Origin of the sequence: Chryseobacterium arachidis, assembly GCF_900129245.1 — a bacterium.
GTDB classification, from domain to species: domain Bacteria; phylum Bacteroidota; class Bacteroidia; order Flavobacteriales; family Weeksellaceae; genus Chryseobacterium; species Chryseobacterium arachidis.
Window position 1 is genome coordinate 218,342 of record NZ_FQUT01000002.1, and the last position, 19,341, is coordinate 237,682.

Annotated in this window: 20 protein-coding genes; 10 read left to right on the forward strand and 10 right to left on the reverse strand. The window is 34.0% G+C overall.

Going from position 1 to position 19,341, the window contains the following annotated elements:
• Nucleotides 1-24 precede the first annotated feature (24 nt).
• Nucleotides 25-1,035 carry a terpene synthase family protein gene (locus BUA89_RS04755; protein ID WP_072953598.1) on the forward strand — a complete coding sequence of 337 codons (1,011 nt, stop codon included), beginning with the start codon at nucleotides 25-27 and terminating at the stop codon, nucleotides 1,033-1,035.
• Nucleotides 1,036-1,107: 72 nt separating this feature from the next.
• On the opposite strand, the gene rpsJ (BUA89_RS04760) is transcribed toward BUA89_RS04755, so the two are convergent.
• The 7 genes from rpsJ (BUA89_RS04760) to BUA89_RS04790 all read right to left on the reverse strand — a co-directional run bounded on the left by rpsJ (BUA89_RS04760) (nucleotide 1,108) and on the right by BUA89_RS04790 (nucleotide 8,083).
• On the reverse strand, nucleotides 1,108-1,341 hold the full coding sequence (gene rpsJ / locus BUA89_RS04760) for a 30S ribosomal protein S10 (protein WP_083531600.1): 234 nt from the start codon (nucleotides 1,339-1,341) through the stop codon (nucleotides 1,108-1,110).
• A gap of 37 nt (nucleotides 1,342-1,378) precedes the next feature.
• A complete protein-coding gene (locus tag BUA89_RS04765) occupies nucleotides 1,379-3,400 on the reverse strand; it encodes a leucine-rich repeat domain-containing protein (protein ID WP_072953602.1) in 2,022 nt (673 codons plus the stop codon).
• A 117-nt stretch (nucleotides 3,401-3,517) separates the two neighbouring features.
• Nucleotides 3,518-3,823 carry a 30S ribosomal protein S10 gene (gene rpsJ, locus BUA89_RS04770; protein WP_002661363.1) on the reverse strand — a complete coding sequence of 102 codons (306 nt, stop codon included), beginning with the start codon at nucleotides 3,821-3,823 and terminating at the stop codon, nucleotides 3,518-3,520.
• 17 nt (nucleotides 3,824-3,840) lie between these two features.
• Nucleotides 3,841-5,958, reverse strand: coding sequence for an elongation factor G (gene fusA, locus BUA89_RS04775; RefSeq protein ID WP_072953604.1), 2,118 nt, complete (start codon nucleotides 5,956-5,958; stop codon nucleotides 3,841-3,843).
• 6 nt (nucleotides 5,959-5,964) lie between these two features.
• The gene (gene rpsG / locus BUA89_RS04780) at nucleotides 5,965-6,441 is read right to left on the reverse strand and encodes a 30S ribosomal protein S7 (RefSeq protein WP_027371737.1); all 477 of its coding nucleotides are present in this window, start codon (nucleotides 6,439-6,441) and stop codon (nucleotides 5,965-5,967) included.
• Between the two features lie 23 nt (nucleotides 6,442-6,464).
• Nucleotides 6,465-6,878, reverse strand: a complete 414-nt coding sequence (gene rpsL / locus BUA89_RS04785; RefSeq protein ID WP_002983146.1) for a 30S ribosomal protein S12 — start codon at nucleotides 6,876-6,878, stop codon at nucleotides 6,465-6,467.
• Nucleotides 6,879-6,970: 92 nt separating this feature from the next.
• Nucleotides 6,971-8,083, reverse strand: coding sequence for a hypothetical protein (locus tag BUA89_RS04790; RefSeq protein ID WP_143152264.1), 1,113 nt, complete (start codon nucleotides 8,081-8,083; stop codon nucleotides 6,971-6,973).
• Between the two features lie 245 nt (nucleotides 8,084-8,328).
• Between BUA89_RS04790 and BUA89_RS04795 the strand changes: the two genes are divergently transcribed.
• The 7 genes from BUA89_RS04795 (at nucleotide 8,329) to BUA89_RS04830 (ending at nucleotide 14,632) form a co-directional block, all read left to right on the forward strand.
• Entirely contained in the window at nucleotides 8,329-8,805 is a 477-nt protein-coding gene (locus BUA89_RS04795; RefSeq protein ID WP_072953608.1) for a Dps family protein, read from the forward strand.
• A gap of 176 nt (nucleotides 8,806-8,981) precedes the next feature.
• The gene (gene pncB, locus BUA89_RS04800) at nucleotides 8,982-10,160 is read left to right on the forward strand and encodes a nicotinate phosphoribosyltransferase (RefSeq protein ID WP_072953610.1); all 1,179 of its coding nucleotides are present in this window, start codon (nucleotides 8,982-8,984) and stop codon (nucleotides 10,158-10,160) included.
• Nucleotides 10,161-10,164: 4 nt separating this feature from the next.
• A complete protein-coding gene (locus BUA89_RS04805; protein WP_072953611.1) occupies nucleotides 10,165-10,629 on the forward strand; it encodes a YciI family protein in 465 nt (154 codons plus the stop codon).
• 323 nt (nucleotides 10,630-10,952) lie between these two features.
• A complete protein-coding gene (locus BUA89_RS04815) occupies nucleotides 10,953-11,363 on the forward strand; it encodes a hypothetical protein (protein ID WP_072953616.1) in 411 nt (136 codons plus the stop codon).
• A 59-nt stretch (nucleotides 11,364-11,422) separates the two neighbouring features.
• A complete protein-coding gene (locus BUA89_RS04820) occupies nucleotides 11,423-12,178 on the forward strand; it encodes a DUF5995 family protein (RefSeq protein ID WP_072953618.1) in 756 nt (251 codons plus the stop codon).
• A 74-nt stretch (nucleotides 12,179-12,252) separates the two neighbouring features.
• Entirely contained in the window at nucleotides 12,253-13,761 is a 1,509-nt protein-coding gene (rmuC, locus tag BUA89_RS04825; RefSeq protein WP_072953620.1) for a DNA recombination protein RmuC, read from the forward strand.
• A gap of 103 nt (nucleotides 13,762-13,864) precedes the next feature.
• A complete protein-coding gene (locus BUA89_RS04830; protein WP_072953622.1) occupies nucleotides 13,865-14,632 on the forward strand; it encodes a TrmH family RNA methyltransferase in 768 nt (255 codons plus the stop codon).
• A gap of 109 nt (nucleotides 14,633-14,741) precedes the next feature.
• On the opposite strand, the gene BUA89_RS04835 is transcribed toward BUA89_RS04830, so the two are convergent.
• Nucleotides 14,742-14,993, reverse strand: coding sequence for a hypothetical protein (locus BUA89_RS04835; protein WP_072953624.1), 252 nt, complete (start codon nucleotides 14,991-14,993; stop codon nucleotides 14,742-14,744).
• A 185-nt stretch (nucleotides 14,994-15,178) separates the two neighbouring features.
• Between BUA89_RS04835 and BUA89_RS04840 the strand changes: the two genes are divergently transcribed.
• Together BUA89_RS04840 and BUA89_RS04845 are read left to right on the forward strand one after the other, a co-directional pair.
• A complete protein-coding gene (locus tag BUA89_RS04840) occupies nucleotides 15,179-16,348 on the forward strand; it encodes a hypothetical protein (protein ID WP_072953626.1) in 1,170 nt (389 codons plus the stop codon).
• Nucleotides 16,332-16,913 (forward strand): hypothetical protein, encoded by a 582-nt coding sequence (locus BUA89_RS04845; protein WP_072953628.1) that lies wholly within the window; start codon nucleotides 16,332-16,334, stop codon nucleotides 16,911-16,913. The genes BUA89_RS04840 and BUA89_RS04845 overlap by 17 nt, the downstream gene beginning before the upstream one ends.
• Here BUA89_RS04845 and BUA89_RS04850 read toward each other — a convergent pair.
• Nucleotides 16,862-17,437 carry a 5-formyltetrahydrofolate cyclo-ligase gene (locus tag BUA89_RS04850; RefSeq protein WP_072953630.1) on the reverse strand — a complete coding sequence of 192 codons (576 nt, stop codon included), beginning with the start codon at nucleotides 17,435-17,437 and terminating at the stop codon, nucleotides 16,862-16,864. The two genes, BUA89_RS04845 and BUA89_RS04850, sit on opposite strands and share 52 nt — an antisense overlap.
• A gap of 15 nt (nucleotides 17,438-17,452) precedes the next feature.
• Nucleotides 17,453-18,820 (reverse strand): oxygen-dependent tRNA uridine(34) hydroxylase TrhO, encoded by a 1,368-nt coding sequence (gene trhO, locus BUA89_RS04855; RefSeq protein WP_072953632.1) that lies wholly within the window; start codon nucleotides 18,818-18,820, stop codon nucleotides 17,453-17,455.
• Nucleotides 18,821-19,341: the final 521 nt, after the last annotated feature.

Here is a 19,341-nt window from a genome sequence, read left to right on the forward strand (position 1 = left end):
CATTAACCACAAAAAAATTTGATCATGAAAAACTCTATGACAGATGCTGAATTCTATGTAGGTCTGCAGCATTTACCCAAACCAATTTATCCGTTCCCAGATTTTATACATCCCGATTTTCAGAAGCAACGTGAAGAATACTACCAATGGATTGATACAGAATACATCATTCACAGTAAAGAAGCACGGGAAAAGCATAAAAAACATCATTTAACAGATATTGCAGCACGCGGATGCCCATTTTTAGAAACAATTGATGAATTGCGCCCTTTAGCGAACTATACTGCAAACGGAGCTATGATGGATGACTATTTTGATAGATGTACACGTAGGGAAATGTACGAAATAACGAATAGAATAATTTCTTTATTAAACGGATCAGAATCTGACGAGCCGGCTGAAAACGGGATATTTCATTTGTTTTGGGTCTTAAGGCAAGATGCCTTAAAATGTGCAATTCCTGAAAAATTGTACAATAGATTTGTAAAGTCAATTCAAGATGTTTTGATAGGCTATTCTGAGGAAAAAGTATACTACAGATCCAATACAATTCCGCCTCTTTCCGTATACTTATTAATAAGAGAAGCAACAAGCGGAGTACAGCCTTATTGCGACTATGTAAGGATGCAGAAAAACTATAACCAAATTCCTGATGAAGTTTTTGATCATCCTCATATCAGACGCATTTATACTCTTTGTGCTTTAATGATAGGAATTCATAACGATATTATTTCTTTACCTAAAGAAATACACAGAGAAGGGGATACGATGAATATTGTAAAAGTTTTGCAACAGGAAGACCAATCCACTTTGCACGAAGCGTATATGAAAGCAATTGAATTGCACGACCTTTATTTAAATGAATTTCTAATTCTCCAAAAACATCTTCCTCCCTTTGAAGATTATGAGGAAATGGTTTACAATTATGTGGAAGACTTAGGGATTATGGTTTCCGGAGTTTACGCATGGCATACGAATGACACATCACGCTATGTTAACGGAGGCTATGTACAAGGAGAATATGCAAGTCAATAATTTTATTTAAATAAAAAAAATCCGTTCCTCGAAAGGAACGGATTTTATATAATCATAGCTTAGTGCTCGTTATCACACTTTAATTTCTACGTCAACTCCTGAAGGAAGTTCTAATTTCATTAGAGCATCAACAGTTTTAGAAGAAGAAGAGTAGATATCCATTAGTCTCTTGTGAGCTGATAATTGGAACTGCTCTCTTGCTTTCTTGTTTACGTGCGGAGATCTCAACACCGTGAAGATTCTCTTGTTCGTTGGCAATGGAATTGGACCGTTTACAACAGCATATAAAGGTTTTTTGTTAACCATTCTGTGAGTAGCAACTATTAGGATATATGAATTACATCTAAAATAAATTCAGACAACTTTTAACAGCCATACATATTGCAAACAAAGTAATTATGGCTATAGTACACAAAATGGCGTTTGATCCTTTTCCATTCTCTTTTTTCTTATCAGAAGATTCCGGGTGATCAAAATGAGCATATTGATAATGCTTATCAAAATAAGAGTTTGAAAAATACACTTTATTTTTAGGAATATTGCTCTCGTCCAGATTCTGTATTAATGAACGATAATAATCGTGTTCTTTTCTTTCCTCTTCCGTATAAGCAAAATTCATTTTTAATACATTTTCAATTTTGTGCAAAAGCGTAAAATAAAATGGTGAACTTCTTTTTTTCAGAAGTTTTAAATAGTATAGATTGGTCATCAATTGATCCCTTTTCACCGAAATGCTCCCTTTAATAAACAACAATTCATCACTTATAAAAGGATTAGAAATTTTTTCTTCATAGAAATGAAAATCATAATAGTTAAAGTTAAAAGCTACTCTTTTCTTTTGCCTTAATTTATATAAAATTTCCAGCATAGAAGATCTTTCTGGCTCTTGCACTGAATCAATCTTGGAATAAATATGGTTATAATTTTCTTCTGTAAGAAAATCTAAATTATCATAAAACCGAAGGAAATTGGTAACTATGGAAAAGTAATATTTAATGTAAACCACTTCCGAAGATGCCGTACCCAAAATTTTTTGAAGATAGATATGAAAAACTTCGGGATACTTATTTGAGTCCTTATTTTCGTAATAAAAATAAGCTAAGGCTTCGTCCATCATTCCTTTATTGTAATAATAATCTGCATTGAGTTTGGCAAGATCAGACATTAATCCAATTTTTTGTCCGTTCAGATCCTGACCTCCATACCTACTAAACATTTGATTTCCGAAAGGATTTCCGGTAAGATCAATCTTTTCAAGATCAGAGAAATAATGGATAGGAAAGTTTTCCGAATTATTATTTGACTTGAGATAAATCTCTTTAAGGTTGTTTTTCCCTTCCAACGAGGAGAAATGTCTGATCGAATTATTATTAAGAATTAGGTGTACAATTTTATGCTGATTGAGAAGAAAAGAAATATCTTTGAGTCCGGAGTTTTCAAGATGGAGATAAGTAAACTGTGATGCAAATTCTATTTTTCCGATATCTTCAAGCGGATTATTTCCTGTGTAAAATATTTTAAGGTTTCTATGATTTTTGATAGGCGCAATCTCTTTAATCTTATTTCCTGAAATATTTAAATGTTCCAATAATTCTACATTTTCCAATGCTGAAATGTCTTCAATTTTGTTATTCGCCAAAGACAGATCTCTAATCTTCTGAAAATTCTTTACAACTGAAATATCATCAACCTCGTTATTATTAATATTCAAATATAGAATATCCACATTTTCTTTAACGGAATCAATATTTTTTATTTCATTAAAACTCAAATCCAGATGTCGGATAGTTTTAAATTCAGAAAATACCGATATGTCTTCAATATTATTGTGCTGTAAATAAAGAACTTTGAGATTTTTCAAGTATTTTAAAACAGAAATATCCTCAATCTGATTATGGAAAATCCCCAATTGATCCAAACCGATCAGTTCTTTTAAGGGATTGAGGTTTTTGATTTTACTATCTCCTAAGAAAAGATGAGTGAGTTTAGAATGTTTCTCTATGCCATTTAGATCAGCAATTTGAGAACTTTGAAGATACAAATGTTCCAGATCTTTCATTTGAGTTAAAAAATTGAGATTTTTCACTTCTGTATCACATTCAATATGTAAAGTTTTAAGATATTTTAAATCTGAAATTTCATGTAAATTCTCAATCAGAAAATCACTTAGTGCAATTTCCAGTAATTCAAGATGTTTAAATGAGGAAACAAATTTCAACAGATGGATTTTAATAAAACTCAGCGAATAATCATATTCAGGTTCAAAAATTTCCAGTGAAATCACTTCTCCCAAATCATTTGTTTTATAAGAATACTGATCATCTGTAATTCCCAATGAATTTGCTATCTGCTCTATTTTACTCATTTCAGCAATTTGTACTTATTAAAAATCAAATTAACGATTTTAATCTTAGAAATAAAAAAATCCCTCTTCTTTCGAAAAGGGATTTATATCAATATGATAAGCCAAAAGGCTCATTTATCACACTTTAATTTCTACGTCAACTCCTGAAGGAAGTTCTAATTTCATTAGAGCATCAACAGTTTTAGAAGAAGAAGAGTAGATATCCATTAGTCTCTTGTGAGCTGATAATTGGAACTGCTCTCTTGCTTTCTTGTTTACGTGCGGAGATCTCAACACCGTGAAGATTCTCTTGTTCGTTGGCAATGGAATTGGACCGTTTACAACAGCACCAGTAGCCTTTACCGTTTTTACGATTTTCTCAGCAGACTTGTCTACCAAGTTGTAATCGTAAGATTTAAGTTTTATTCTGATTCTTTGTGACATTTCTTGTACTTTAAAAATTAACCTTTTGCTTTAGCGATGATCTCGTCAGCAACGTTTTGAGGAGTAGCCTGGTATTTCTCTAATTCCATAGAAGAAGTAGCTCTTCCTGATGAAAGTGTTCTTAGAGTTGTAACATATCCAAACATTTCAGAAAGTGGAACTGAACCTTTAATTACAACAGCACCGTTCTTTTCTTCCTGACCACTGATCGTACCTCTTCTCTTGTTAAGGTCACCAATGATGTTACCCATATATTCTTCTGGAGTTACAACCTCCAATTTCATAATAGGCTCCATAATTACCGGCTTAGCAGCACGTCCCGCTTCTTTGAATCCTAATTTAGCAGCCATTTCGAAAGAAAGTGCATCAGAATCCACCGCGTGGAAAGATCCATCTTTAAGAGTAACTTTAATACCTTCAACTTCGAAACCAGCCAATGGACCGTTCTTCATTGCAGCTTTAAATCCTTTTTCAATTGCAGGAACAAATTCTCTAGGAACGTTACCACCTTTGATCTCATTGATGAATTCTAAACCAACTTTACCTTCGTCTGCAGGTCCTAGTTCAAATACGATATCAGCAAACTTACCTTTACCACCAGACTGCTTTTTGTAAACTTCTCTGTGGCTGGCAACTTTTGTTAAGTTTTCTTTGTACTCTACCTGAGGTTGTCCTTGGTTTACTTCAACTTTGAATTCTCTCTTCATACGGTCAACAATGATATCTAAGTGAAGCTCACCCATACCAGAGATGATCGTTTGTCCAGAAGCCTCGTCAGTTCTTACCGTAAACGTAGGATCTTCTTCAGCCAATTTAGCTAGAGCGTTACCCATTTTATCCTGGTCAGCTTTAGTTTTAGGCTCAACAGCGATACCAATTACCGGATCAGGGAAAACCATCGATTCAAGAACGATTGGGTTTTTCTCGTCACACATTGTATCACCAGTTTTGATAGATTTGAATCCAACAGCAGCACCAATATCTCCAGCTTCAATATATTCTACCGGGTTTTGTTTGTTAGCGTGCATCTGATAGATTCTTGAGATTCTTTCTTTATCTCCTGAACGCGTGTTCAAGATATAAGAACCTGCATCTAATCTTCCAGAGTAAGCTCTGAAGAATGCTAATCTTCCTACGAAAGGATCGGTAGCAATTTTAAATGCTAATGCTGCGAAAGGCTCATCTACAGATGGCTTTCTTGTGATTTCAGCATCAGTTCTTGGGTCAGTACCTTTAATATCATCTTTATCCAATGGAGAAGGCAAGTATTTACATACTGCATCCAACATAAACTGTACTCCTTTGTTCTTGAATGAAGAACCACAAGTCATTGGAATAATAGATAAATCGATAGTAGCAGCTCTCAATGCAGCATTGATTTCTTCTTCTGTAATTGAATCCGGATCTTCGAAGAATTTCTCCATCAAAGTTTCGTCATATTCAGAAACAGCTTCTACTAATTTCTCTCTGTATTCAAGAACTTCATCCTTCATATCTTCCGGAATTGGAACTACCTCGAAAGTAGCACCTTGTCCAGCTTCATCCCAGATGATCGCTCTGTTTTTAATTAAGTCAACTACACCTTTGAAATCTTCTTCAGCACCGATTGGTAAAACGATTGGAACTGCGTTAGATCCTAACATTTCTTTAACTTGGTTTACCACGTTAAGGAAGTCAGCACCTTGTCTGTCCATTTTGTTTACGAATCCCATTCTAGCAACTTTGTAGTTGTCAGCAAGTCTCCAGTTTGTTTCAGACTGAGGCTCTACTCCATCTACTGCAGAGAATAAGAATACCAATCCATCCAATACTCTCAAAGATCTGTTTACTTCTACTGTGAAGTCAACGTGTCCCGGTGTATCGATGATGTTGAAGTGGTAAGGTTTAGTTTCCGGAAGTGGTTTTCCCTGGTCTGTTGGGAAATTCCAAGAACAAGTAGTTGCAGCAGAAGTAATGGTAATACCTCTTTCTGCTTCCTGCTCCATCCAGTCCATTGTAGAAGCACCATCGTGAACTTCTCCAATCTTGTGGTTTACACCTGTATAGAATAAAATTCTTTCTGTAGTGGTAGTTTTACCTGCATCGATGTGAGCAGCAATACCAATATTTCTTGTAAATTTAAGATCTCTACCCATTTCAGATTAGAATTTAAAGTGTGAAAACGCTTTGTTAGCTTCCGCCATTTTGTGAGTATCTGTTTTCTTTTTGAAAGCAGCACCTTCTTCTCTTGAAGCAGCTACTACTTCATTAGCCAATTTCAAAGCCATAGACTTATCATTTCTCTTTTTAGAGTAGCTAATTAACCATTTCATTGCCATAGAAATTTTTCTATCAGCTCTGATTGGCATAGGAATCTGGAAGTTAGCTCCACCTACTCTTCTAGAACGTACTTCTACGTGAGGCATAACGTTTGTTAATGCATCTTTCCAGATTTCAAGGGCTGTTTTCTCAGTTTCTCCTTTTTTAGTTTCTACGATATCCAATGCATCATAGAAAATTTTGAATGCGATTGACTTCTTACCGTCAAGCATTAGGTTGTTTACGAATCTCGTTACCAATTGATCATTAAACTTTGGATCTGGTAACAACGGTCTTTTTTTCGCTTTCGTCTTTCTCATTGTTTCTGTACCTTATTTAATGATTATTTTTTCTTTCCTTTTGCAGGAGCTGCAGCAGCTTGTCCTGGTTTAGGTCTCTTAGCACCGTACTTAGATCTTCTCTGTGTTCTTCCATTTACACCAGCGGTGTCTAATGCACCTCTTACGATGTGGTAACGTACTCCCGGTAGGTCTTTCACCCTTCCGCCTCTAACCAATACTATCGAGTGCTCTTGAAGATTATGTCCTTCGCCCGGGATATAGGCATTCACTTCTTTACCGTTAGAAAGTCTTACCCTTGCTACTTTTCTAAGTGCAGAGTTTGGTTTCTTCGGTGTAGTAGTATATACTCTCGTACATACACCACGTCTTTGTGGACAAGAATCAAGGGCAGCCGATTTGCTCTTCTTGGCAAGCGTGGCTCTTCCTTTTCTTACTAATTGTTGAATAGTAGGCATTTAATTGCTTTTTATTTTAGGGTGCAAAAATAGTAATATTTTTTTAATTAACAAGCAGTTGTACAAAAAATTAAAGTTAGTGTAATGTCTAATCAAGTCAATATTTTTTTGATCAAAATAAAGAGAGTATCATGCTGCAAGTGCAGAAAAATGAATAAATAAAAAAAAACAGATACTATTAAATAGATAGGTTTGATCATAATATTTTTATTAAATTGAATTCCTTTTAAATCATTAATTTCAAGACAGGAACAGGAAAAAATAACGAATAGCAAGCTCGAATAGATATAAACCCATCTGAACCAGTCAATACCAAGATAAAACAACGGTGCCACCCAGAGAACACAAATCACATTACCTATTATATAAGTATTAAAAAAAGTTCGTTTAAATAGATAGATATAATATCCCATCTGGAAAATAATAATAAAAAGTTCTGCAATATGAATTAAAAAAGAGATTTTATGCTTTAAAACAAAATTAAAATCAAAAAAATATTCGAGTTCAAAAATATTCTCCTTATTAAAGACAACTCCCCTCTCTTTTAAAATACTCAGACTTTCACCATTATTGATATCACTCCCAAGAAAATAAATCAAAACAACAGTCAATAAAGTAGAAACTATAAGACAAAGAAGATATTTAAAATTAATTTTGTTCCATTTTAAATAATTAACCCATACCAAAAAAGGCAAATAGAAAAAACCTAATTCATGAACAAGCAAGAAGATAAGATAGAGAAGCAACAAGATGACATCATTACTTCTACTTTTTTTAGCCAGAGAATAGCCAATCACTAAAAGGATAAGCAAAATCTCTCTCCGTCCTCCACTCCTTATAGTAAGAGCAGGAAAACAAAGAATATATGGGCTTATCATTATCAGAAGGTAAAAAAAATCAACTTTATACTTTTTAGTAAATAAAAACATCCCAAATAAAATACCCGAGAGCACCAGAATCTGAAGTAAAAGAATCTGAACTTGTAATTTCATTCCAATATAATCTTGGATTAAGAAAAGAAAACCTCCCAAGAGCCCCCTTCTTTTAAAACCACCGTCTTCATAATTGATAAGCCAGTCCGAAATGGTCCATTCGGAGAACGGCAATATTATTTTGTAATATAAAGCAATAAAAACACTTATATAAATCAGTGCAATACCAATCCAAAATACCCTTATCAGACTCTTATGCGTATCGATAGACATTTTAATAACTTTATTGGCAATCATTAATTAAGGTATCTCGAATTGTTTTTCAATTTTCTATAAAGACTTAACTTTTCTTTAACCTTACAATTACAGAAAATTGACTTTTTATATAAACAAGTAAAATAAACCCTATTTTTCGCATACATTATAAAAATCTCAAAGATAAGAATCATCAATCAGTAATTAGAAAATTCGGCACTATATTTACCTAAATTTGTATCAGAAATAAACTACCATACAATATGAAAAATTCCAACATTATCGGCCTTAAAGAAGCCGACTGTAAAAAAATCGCAGAAAAACTAAATGTCCTTTTGGCAAACTATTCCGTATTTTACCAGAATACAAGAGGCTCCCACTGGAATATCAAAGGTGAGCAATTTTTCACTCTTCACCCTAAATTTGAAGAGCTGTACAATAACTTGGTATTAAAAATCGATGCAATAGCCGAAAGAATTTTAACTTTAGGGGCAACTCCTGCTCATAATTATTCAGATTACCTGAAAGTTGCGACAATCAAAGAAAGCCAGGAAGTAAGCGACGGCACGAGAAGTGTAGAGATTATCTTAAACTCATTCAAAGTAGTAATTGATCTTCAAAGAGAACTTTTAGACATCACAGACGAAGCCGGAGATGAAGGTACTAACTCTCAAATGAGTGACTATATTACGGAACAGGAAAAAGAGGTCTGGATGTATAACTCATATCTTGGAAAGTAATAAATATGGCCGGAAGCATGAAGCCGGATGCTATGAAGTTCTAATAAACTTCCATCACCCCTTCTTTTAGCTACCAGCTATCATGAAACAAAATTTATCAGAAAAATTAAAAAAATCACCTTACATTTAGGTGATTTTATTTTTAATTATTAAATTTGCGTATAAATTACACAATTATGCACAACGTACGATTAAACTCTATTTTAGATAACGACTTTTACAAAATTACCATGCAGAACGCTGTGGTAAAATTATTCCCAAGTTCTGTAGTAAAATATGAATTTATCAACAGAGGAAAACATCAGTTTCCGGAAGGCTTTGCTTCAGCTTTAAGAGAGGCTGTCGACAAAATGGCAGAGCTGAAACTGACAAAGGACGAAAAAAAATTCATGGCAAAAACCTGCCCCTATATCGATCTTCCTTATCTGGATTTTCTTGAAGGTTATCATTACGATCCGTCTGAAGTGAAAATACACCAGGAAGGAACAGAACTTTCTGTAAGTGTTGAAGGACTTTGGTACAGAACAATTCTTTGGGAAGTTCCTTTATTAGCCTTAATCAGCGAACTTCATTACGAAATGAACCACATGGAAAGAGATTCCAATGAAGTGGTAATGAATAAAACTTTGGAAAAAGCCGATGCATTGGCAAAATTAGGAGTCAATTTCGCGGAATTCGGAACACGAAGAAGACATTCTCACAAAGTCCAGAATTTGGTGATGGAAGCTTTAACACAAAAAAAAGACTCTACATTTATCGGAAGTTCAAACGTACATTTTGCCATGAAATATGGAGTAAAGCCAATTGGGACACACGCCCATGAATGGTTCATGTTCCACGCTGCAGAATATGGTTTTAAAATGGCAAATGAATTAGCACTGGAACATTGGGTAGATGTTTACCGTGGAGACCTGGGAGTCGCTCTATCCGATACATATACTACAGATGTTTTTTTCCGACAGTTTGACAAAAAGTTTGCAAAATTGTTTGACGGAGTTCGACATGACAGTGGAGATGCGCTGGAATTTGCCGATAAAACAATTGCTCATTATCAGCGCCATGGAATCAATCCTTTATTTAAATATATTATTTTTTCTGATGCTTTAAATCTTGAAAAAGTAGAAGAAATCACCAATTACTGCCGAGGAAAAATCGGAATCTCATTTGGAATCGGAACCAACCTTACGAATGACGTGGGTTTAAAACCAATGAATATCGTGATGAAATTAATAGGAGTTCAGGCTCCAAACAAAGAATGGATTCCAACCGTAAAATTATCTGATGAACACGGAAAATATACCGGAGATCCAAAAATGATTGAACTGGCAAAAGAATTTTTAGCAATAAAAAATTAACACCATGAAAAAGAAATTTATCTTAACAGCTTCCCTTTTTGCAGCATTTTTTTCATTTGCTCAAAAAACAGAAAAACCGAAATTCAATCAGGAATTAGCCACAAAGTTAGGCGCTGATAAATATGGCATGAAACCTTACGTCATCATCATGCTGACAGCCGGAACCACAAAAATTGAAGATAAAGCCAAGATGAGCGAAATCATGAAAGGACATATGGCAAATATTCAAAAATTGGCCGATGAAGGTAAAATTGTTGTTGCCGGACCTTTTATGGGAGATAATAAACAAAATTTTGAGGGCATGTTTATTTTCAACACAAAATCAAAAGAAGAAGCTGAACAATGGGTAAAGACAGACCCGTCCGTTAAGGCTGGAGTTTTCAATTATGAAATTTTCCCATGGTATGGCTCGGCGGCATTACCTTTATATTTGAAACATCATGAAGAAATTTCAAAGGAGAATCCTTAAGTATGAGAATCTCCCCTATCCTCTTATTATTTTTTGCCTTAAATAGTTGCAATAAACAATCATCAATTTTTAAAATTGAAACAGAAAATGTCGATAAAAATCTTGTTGATGACGAATTAAAACAAATCAAATATTTTGATCCCCCAGGATTTCTTTACAAAGATGAAAAATATGAGGTTTGGAAAAGTTGTTCCGGAGAATAGGGAGGAACAATCTATTTTAAAAATAAACAAACCGGAATTATCCATTATGCTATTGCAACCTGCCCCGTTTCTGTAAATAAGATTGGTGGAAAATATTATGTCTCAAGCTCTTTTAACCATATGATTGGAAGTTCTAGTATTTTAGAAATTGTTGATCCAGAAAAAATGGAGACAACAAATAAAATTCCAACTTTTCATCCAGACATTATCACCAGAGAGTACGAAGCAAAATCTCACTTAGGAACAAGAACATTGCTTGATTCAAGCGGAATAGAGATTGCAACAAGTTTCGTTTATAATAAAAAATTATATTCAATTGTTTCAAATAGGGATGCTTCGGAAACAACCATATCCGAATTGAAAAATAATAAACTTTATTCTGTCGCCAAACTTCCTGAGAAGTTATTTTACTCTGAACCCATCATTATAAAAGAATCTGAAAATCATCAAAAATTATATTTTCAAAACACCAAAAGTGGAATTTTAGAAATAAAAGATGATACGATCAAAATAACTTATTACAAGGAATAATTTAAGCCTCACAAAATTATGTGAGGTTTTTTATTATCTTTAATTAAAACTAAAACCCAATGAAAACCATAGAAGAAGTTCTAAAAAAATTAGATGAAATTATTATCTGGGCTAAAGAAAACCAAAGCCCCATCGGATATTTTGCCTGCACTTACAGAATCATGACCGCACAGGTTTTGAAAGGTATTCAGCAGAAAAAATTTGAAGATAATCCAAGAATGACCCAATTGGATATTGCTTTTGCCACACGTTATCTCGAAGCTTGGGAAGCCTATTCGAAAGGAAAAAAATGCACAAATTCCTGGTATATTGCTTTTGAAGCGACAAAAAATAAAAATTATCTAATCTTACAGCATATCTTTCTGGGGATGAATGCACACATCAACTTAGATTTAGGAATCTCCGCAGCATCGATCATGCCTTACCGCAAAATCACTCCTTTAAAAAAGGATTTTGAAAATATCAATAATGTTATTGCATCCATTAACCAAAAAGTTCAGGATTCATTAAATAAAATCTGCTATCCGGTTGAACTAATTGACAAAATTTCCAATGGAAAAGATAATGCAGTATTGGATTTCGCCATTTCAAAAGCCAGAGACACTTCTTGGGCAACAGCAGTTATTGCCTCTAATACCCCTAATTTTCTAAGAGAATCCGTTATTGGGATTGTAGATTACGCCGCTGCAAAAGTCGCTACTCAAATTTTAAACCCTAAAATTCTGACACCAGCTTTATTGAAAGAATTAAAAAAATGTGAAAGCAATAATGTAGTGAAAAATATTGAAATTCTGGCTTCCACGAAAAATGTTTAATATTTATTATTTTTCAAATAAATATTACGGTTTCCCATAAAACAAATCGTTTTTTCTTTTTGTAATTTTGGAGAATGGAGATGATATATTTAGTGACAGGCTTCATTGCCGGAGGGATTCTTGGGGCAATCATCGTTTATTTTGTATTGAGATCTTCAACGGTTTCGAGAAATTCTTATAATGAACTTAATCATGTATTCATTAAAAACAAAGCCGATCTGGAAAACTATCAGTTGAAAATTCAGGAGCTGAGCCATCATCTGAGCCAAGAGAAAGAACTTTATTTACAGCAATATGATGTCTTTAATGATTTTAAAAATGAGTTTGCAAAGATTTCCGCGGAACATTCTTCTTTAAACGCTCAATATTTAGAACAGAAACAATTGAATGCAAAACAGTCCTCAAACATAGAAAATCTTATAATTGAGAAGCAGAATCTATTTGCAAAGAACTCCGAACTTTCAGCGATTAATGAAAGTTTGCAGAAATCTTTAGCAACTCAGAAAGAAGAAATTTCAAAAATTCAGGAGGAGTCGAAACTGCAGTTTGAAAACCTTGCCAACAAGATTCTGGAGGAAAAATCAGAGAAATTCACCACATTAAATCAAACTCAGCTAAAAACAATTCTTGAGCCTTTTCAGGAAAGAATTTCAGAATTGAAAAACAGAGTTAATGAGGCGTATGAAAAGGAAAATAAAGAACGTTTTTCCCTGGCTGAAAAAGTAAAAGAATTAGCCGAACTGAACCAACAGATTTCCGAAGATGCCAAAAAGTTAACCCGTGCTTTAAAAGGCGAAAGCAAAACCCAGGGAAACTGGGGTGAAATGATCTTAGAAAGTATTCTGGAAAAATCAGGATTAGTAAAAGGAAGGGAATATTTTCTCGAGCATGAGCTTCGTGATGAAGACAACAAAGCACTTTTCTCAGAATTTTCGGGCAAGAAAATGCGTCCTGATGCAGTCATAAAATATCCGGATGAAAGAAATGTCATCATCGATTCCAAAGTCTCTCTGACTGCTTTTACGGAACTTGTTGATGAAAACGATCAGGATGTGTATCACATAAAGCTGAATCAGCATTTATCTTCTATTAAAAACCATATCAATCAGTTAAGTCAGAAAGCATACGACGATTATGGAAAATCACTGGATTTTGTCATGATGTTTATCCCGAGCGAACCCGCCTATATTGCAGCCATGCAGGCTGATCAAAATCTTTGGAACTACGCCTATGAAAGACGAATTTTATTATTGAATCCAAGCAATTTAATTACTTCATTAAAATTAATCGCAGACCTTTGGAAACGTGAGTATCAAAACAGAAACTCAATGGAAATTGCCGAAAGGGGTGCAAAACTGTACGATAAATTTGTAGGATTTGTTGAAAACTTGGAAAAAGTAGGAAAAAATCTCGATCAGGCTAAAAACGTATACAATGATGCTTACAAACAGCTTTCTACAGGAAATGACAACCTTGTTAATCAAACCCAAAAGCTAAAATCTTTAGGGATTAAAAACAAAAAAGATCTTCCTCCAAGCTTAATTGACAATTCTCAAATGTCGCTTGATATTTCGGATGACTAAAACCTTAAAAACAATATGAACCCTGGTCTTTCGATCAGGGTTTTCTTTGCTTAAAATATAATTTTAAAAGAATCTTCATAATAATTTTGCATAATTTTGCAGCATGTTAATAGAAAGCTTTCAAAACGAAAAGGTAAAATACATCACTAAACTTCTTACAGACAACAGATTCCGCAAAAAATCAGATGTTTTTGTGGTGGAAGGTCAGCAGGAAAATGAGCGTGCTCAGAAATATCATTTCGAAGCTGTAGAATTTTTTATCTGTGAGAATATTTTTCAGAAAGAATTACCCAAAGGAAAAGTCCATCTGGTCAATGACAAAGTGTATGAAAAAATTGCCTATCGTGGAAGTTCAGAAGGAATTATCGGAGTTTATAAAACAAAAGAATCAGATTTAGCTTCTTTTAACCCAAAAGAAAATTCCACGATAATTATTGTAGAAGGCGTTGAAAAACCTGGAAATTTAGGTGCCATTTTACGCAGTTGTGAGGCTTTCGGAGTTGATGCATTAATTGTTTCCGATGGCAAAACAGACTTCTATAACCCTAATGTCATCAGATCGAGTGTAGGCTGCCTTTTCGGAATGCAGGTTTTTCAGGCAGAAAACCCGGAAACCTTAGCATTTCTTCAGAAAAATAAATTCAATATCTACACGACAATAATGGATGAAACAGCGGAAGATCTTTACAGAAGAGATTTTACACAAAAATCTGCAGTATTATTCGGAACGGAACATTCCGGGTTAAGTGAGTTCTGGATCGGTAAAGGAAAAAATACTTTGATTCCCATGGCCGGAAGCATTGATTCTCTAAATCTGAGCAATGCCGTAGCCATTACCTGCTATGAAACATTGAAACAGAAAAAAGGATAATTTGGATGATCGTTATTACTCATCGCCCATTATTTATTACTCATAAAACAAAGCGCATAAAAAAACCGTTCCACTGGGTGAAACGGTTCTTTTATTTTTAAAGCTAAAATTATTTCTTAGCTTCTTCTTTAACTTCAGTTTTAGCAGCATCAGCAGCAGCATCAACTTTAGCAGTAGCTGAATCAGCAGCAACTTTTACTGAATCAACAGCAGCAGTAGCAGTAGAATCAACAGCAGCAGCAGTAGAATCGATAGCTGTAGTAGCAGAATCAGCAGTAGCTTCAGTTGAAGTAGTTTCTCCTTTTTTACAAGCAACTAGAGAGATTGCAGCGATAGCAGCTACGAATAATGACTTTTTCATAATAAATTAAATTTAATTTTGTTAATATTGTTTTATAAAATCTTTTTCTCTGTTCGGTTATTTGAACAAGACAAAGGTATAGCAGATAGAAAATTTGTTTAGGAAAAATAATTGTAATACCTTTGTAAAATAGTTTTACAAATAAATACAACTGATAATCAATAATTTAATTATTTTAAAATAAATTGACGGATTTAGATCTATTACACTTTGAGCAGCTAAAAAAGGATGTACAGGCTCAATATTTGAAAGAACACACCCCTTCTTACGATGATATTTCAAAGTGGAAGGGTATTGATATTATATATTTTCAGGAAGATCTCAGAAAAAAGGCCAAAGGAAACATCAGCGAAAAATCTTTTTACACCTATTTTAAAAGTTCGCCGGTTACTAAATTGCCAAGAATCGATATGCTCAATTTACTGAGTATTTATGCGGGATACGATTCATGGTATGATTTTAAAAAACAGCATCTTTTTGCAGGCGAATTATTACAGGACAATGAAGATTTGGCAGATGATACACTTCAGGAATTAGAAAAAACAGTTTCAGCATCCCTGGAACTACCTAAAACTGAGAAATTACCTAAAATCCCAGAATACCAACCTATCGAAAACAATGATTTACAAAAATCAAATACTGAAAATCAATTAATTAAACAAAATTCTGAAATTTCAGAAATCAGAAATTCTGAAGCCGAAAATCCAAAGAAAAATTTCTTTAAAAAGAATATTTGGGTCATCGTAACTTCAGTTTTGGTAGTTCTTACCGGTCTGCTTGGTTTTAAAGATGTTATTTTCCAGAAAACGTATGTGTACTGCTTTACGGATGCAGACAGAAACCTGAGTATTCAGCGCGAAATTGAAATAAAAGTAATCAAAGAAAATGAGTCTCCTATTTTATACAGAATAAAACCGGGAGAATGTTTCAGGTATGCGACCAAGGATAAGACACTTAAAATGCAGATCAGCTCCACTACTTATGAAAATTTGGAAGTGAACAGGAATCTGGAAAATGCTCCGGAAGAAGAAACCATCGAACTGAAGCCTGATGATTATAAAATGGCGCTTTATTATTTCTCCATCAAAGATATCAACGGAGAAAACTCTGAACAGCTTATCAAGCAGAAAAGAAAGCAATTGGAAAATATTATCAGCAATACAGCGGTCATTACACAGGTATACGACAGTGATATTTACGGTCTTGAAAGCCTGGATAAGGAAGACTACATCACATTGGTCACCACTCCGACCACCTCTCTGAAAAATCTGAACGTTATCGAAATGAAAAAAGATAATAAGGGAAAAATCGTATCTATTAAATTTAAAATCTCAACGCATGAAAACAATAAATAACATTTTGTTTTTAATCATACTATCAGGAATCATTGTAACGGCCTGTACAAAAAAAGATAACACCAACAACATTAGTGACTTAGAAAAACTGAGAAATACAGATAATATAAGTGTACAAATGGACAGTGCACAGGCGATCAACTCCATCACCATGCAAAAAGTTCAGGACGTGCTTGATCTTTCCACACTTTATCTTTCCGGAAAAAGAAATACGGAGATCGATAAAGCTATTTACACCAAAATTGAAAAATATTTTCAAAAATCGGACTCCACAACATTCAATGATCTTTTTAAAGAACTTGAAAGCCTGAATGTAAAGAAAGTCCGCGTGAGCAACATCAATGTTTTTCAGAAAATAAAAGAGAAAGACACGTTGAATTTTGCTAAGTTCAATGTAGAATATATAGGCGATAAAGACAAATCTGTAGGTAGTTTTGAACGCAACGCACAATACACACTTGTATCAAAGCCCGACCAGAAAAATAAAGAGTTTAAGTTCTATTTTATTAAATTCTATTCAGATTCACCGGAAAAAGACAGCACATCAGTCGGCGTGACCAAATAGTCCAGCGGAATATCATTTTCCCAGACATCATCGATATTTTCATCGGGGTTAAAGTAATTGACTCCGATTTTTTTTACTTTTTTGGATATACTTTCAAAGAAGCTGTCATAAAAACCCTTTCCGTAACCTATTCTATTACCTTTATCATCACAATATAAAAGTGGAGTTATAATGTAATCGAAAAAAGTCTCTCCCGAATCTTCATTAGAAATTGGTTCCGGAATACCCCAACTGCTGGTTTCGAAAATGGTATCTGCGAAAATTTCAATATTGATTAATTGATCTGCTACGATTTTCGGGACAAAAACCCGAATATTATGCTTCAAGAAATAATGAATAAAAATCTGGGTATTGATTTCTTTTCTTGCCAAAATAGGAATAAAAATATGAACTTTTTCCGCTTCTTTTGGTTTGAAATAATAGATGAAATTTTCAAAAATCTTTTCAGATAACGAAAAAGCCTCATCAATCGACAAGGCTTTTCTTTTTTGCATATATTTTTTTCTAAGTTCAGCTTTTAACATCTTAATGATATGTTTTTACGCTTCCAGAATTTTGTATAATTTGTCAGACAAACGAACTCTGAATGGTAATTCAAAAGTAATTTGATCTCCTACTTTCGCCGTATTGCTGAAATCTCCGTTCACGAAAATCTGAGTAATTGTTACCTCCTGATCTCCTGTTGTCGGCCCCGAAATCAAAACTTTGTCTCCAACAGAAAGTTCATTATTTTCAATTAAAAACTGTGCAATTTTTGACTTTGAATAATAATGCTCAGCTTTTCCGATCAAAGTTTTCTTAATTTTTATTTTCTGACGAATGTCTTTTGTTTCTGCCTGTGTTGCTTTTGCCAACGTTTGAGTTGATAAATCTCCTGAATTTTTAAATTTCAAAGCTTCGGATTTTCCTTTTCTGAACACTTTATTTCCAACCTGTAAACCTTTTCTTTTTGCAACCTGCTCTTCCCAAGGCAAATGGATAGTTTCCAGACATTCCGTAGAACATGTATTTTCCATTGCTGCCTTACATTCATCACATTGAATGAAAAGTAAATGACAGGCATCGTTGGCACAATTGGTATGGTTATCACACGGTTTTCCACACTGGTGACATTGAGAAATAATGTCATCTGTAATTCTTTCCCCTAAACGATGATCGAATACGAAATTTTTACCGATGAACTTACTTTCAATTCCTTCTTCTTTAATCTGACGCGTATACTCTATAATTCCGCCTTCTAACTGGAAAACATTTTTAAAACCTTGATGTTTGAAGTAAGCACTTGCCTTTTCGCAACGAATTCCACCTGTACAATACATCAACAAGTTTTTATCTTCTTTAAAATCCTGTAATTGTTCGTTAATAATCGGTAAACTTTCTCTGAAATTTTCAACATCCGGAGTAATGGCACCTTCAAAGTGACCGACTTCACTTTCGTAATGATTTCTGAAATCCACAACAATCGTATTCGGATCAGCAAGCATATCATTAAACTCCTGAGCTTTCAGGTGAATTCCTTTGTTGGTAACATCAAAAGTTTCGTCATTCAAACCGTCTGCAACGATTTTGTGTCTTACTTTTATTGTTAATTTTAAAAAAGAGTGATTATCCTGCTCAACTGCGACATTTAATCGAATACCTTTCATGAAGTCATAAACTTCCAGCGTATCACGAAATGCTTCAAAATTGTCTGCCGGAACACTCATCTGAGCATTAATTCCTTCGTGTGCTACATAAATACGGCCTAATGCATCCAGAGCATTCCAGGCTATAAATAATTCGTCGCGAAATTTTTTGGGATCTTCAATTTTGGCATACGCATAGAAAGACAATGTAAGGCGTTCCTTACCGGCTTCATCAATAAGTTGAGCTCTTTCTTCTGCGCTTAAGGTGTTGTACAGTTGCATGCTATAAACGTTATAAGTGAGAAAAATTTTTGCAAAGGTAAGAATTTTTAAATTAAATCGTCCTTGATTAACCTTAAAGCAATTTTCACAATCCTTGTCAAGGTTTAAACCTTGACAAGGATAACTAATAAGATTTTGCTTTTTATTTGAATATGTTGATTATAACAGCAATTCGCACTTTCGCTACTCTTTTTTTATAGTTTCGGCGGCGGCTTTGCCGCCGCCGAAACTATAAAAACGCTAAAATATAGCGCTCAATCGTGAGTATGGTCGAATTCATTCAATTAATTTTTGAAAATAGCCGGACGGATTGTCTTATCATAGGAATCTAAACACGAATTTTACACAATATTTTGATTAGGCTTAAACAACCCTACGGGAAGGCAAGCTCTGGTAAAAAAAATCATGTAAAATTGGCGGGAGCAATCAAAAATTTATTCATAAAATTTAACTTTTGTCACCATCGATTCATCATACATATGCCACTTTGACATTTAATAAAATTTTAAGATCAGTTAATA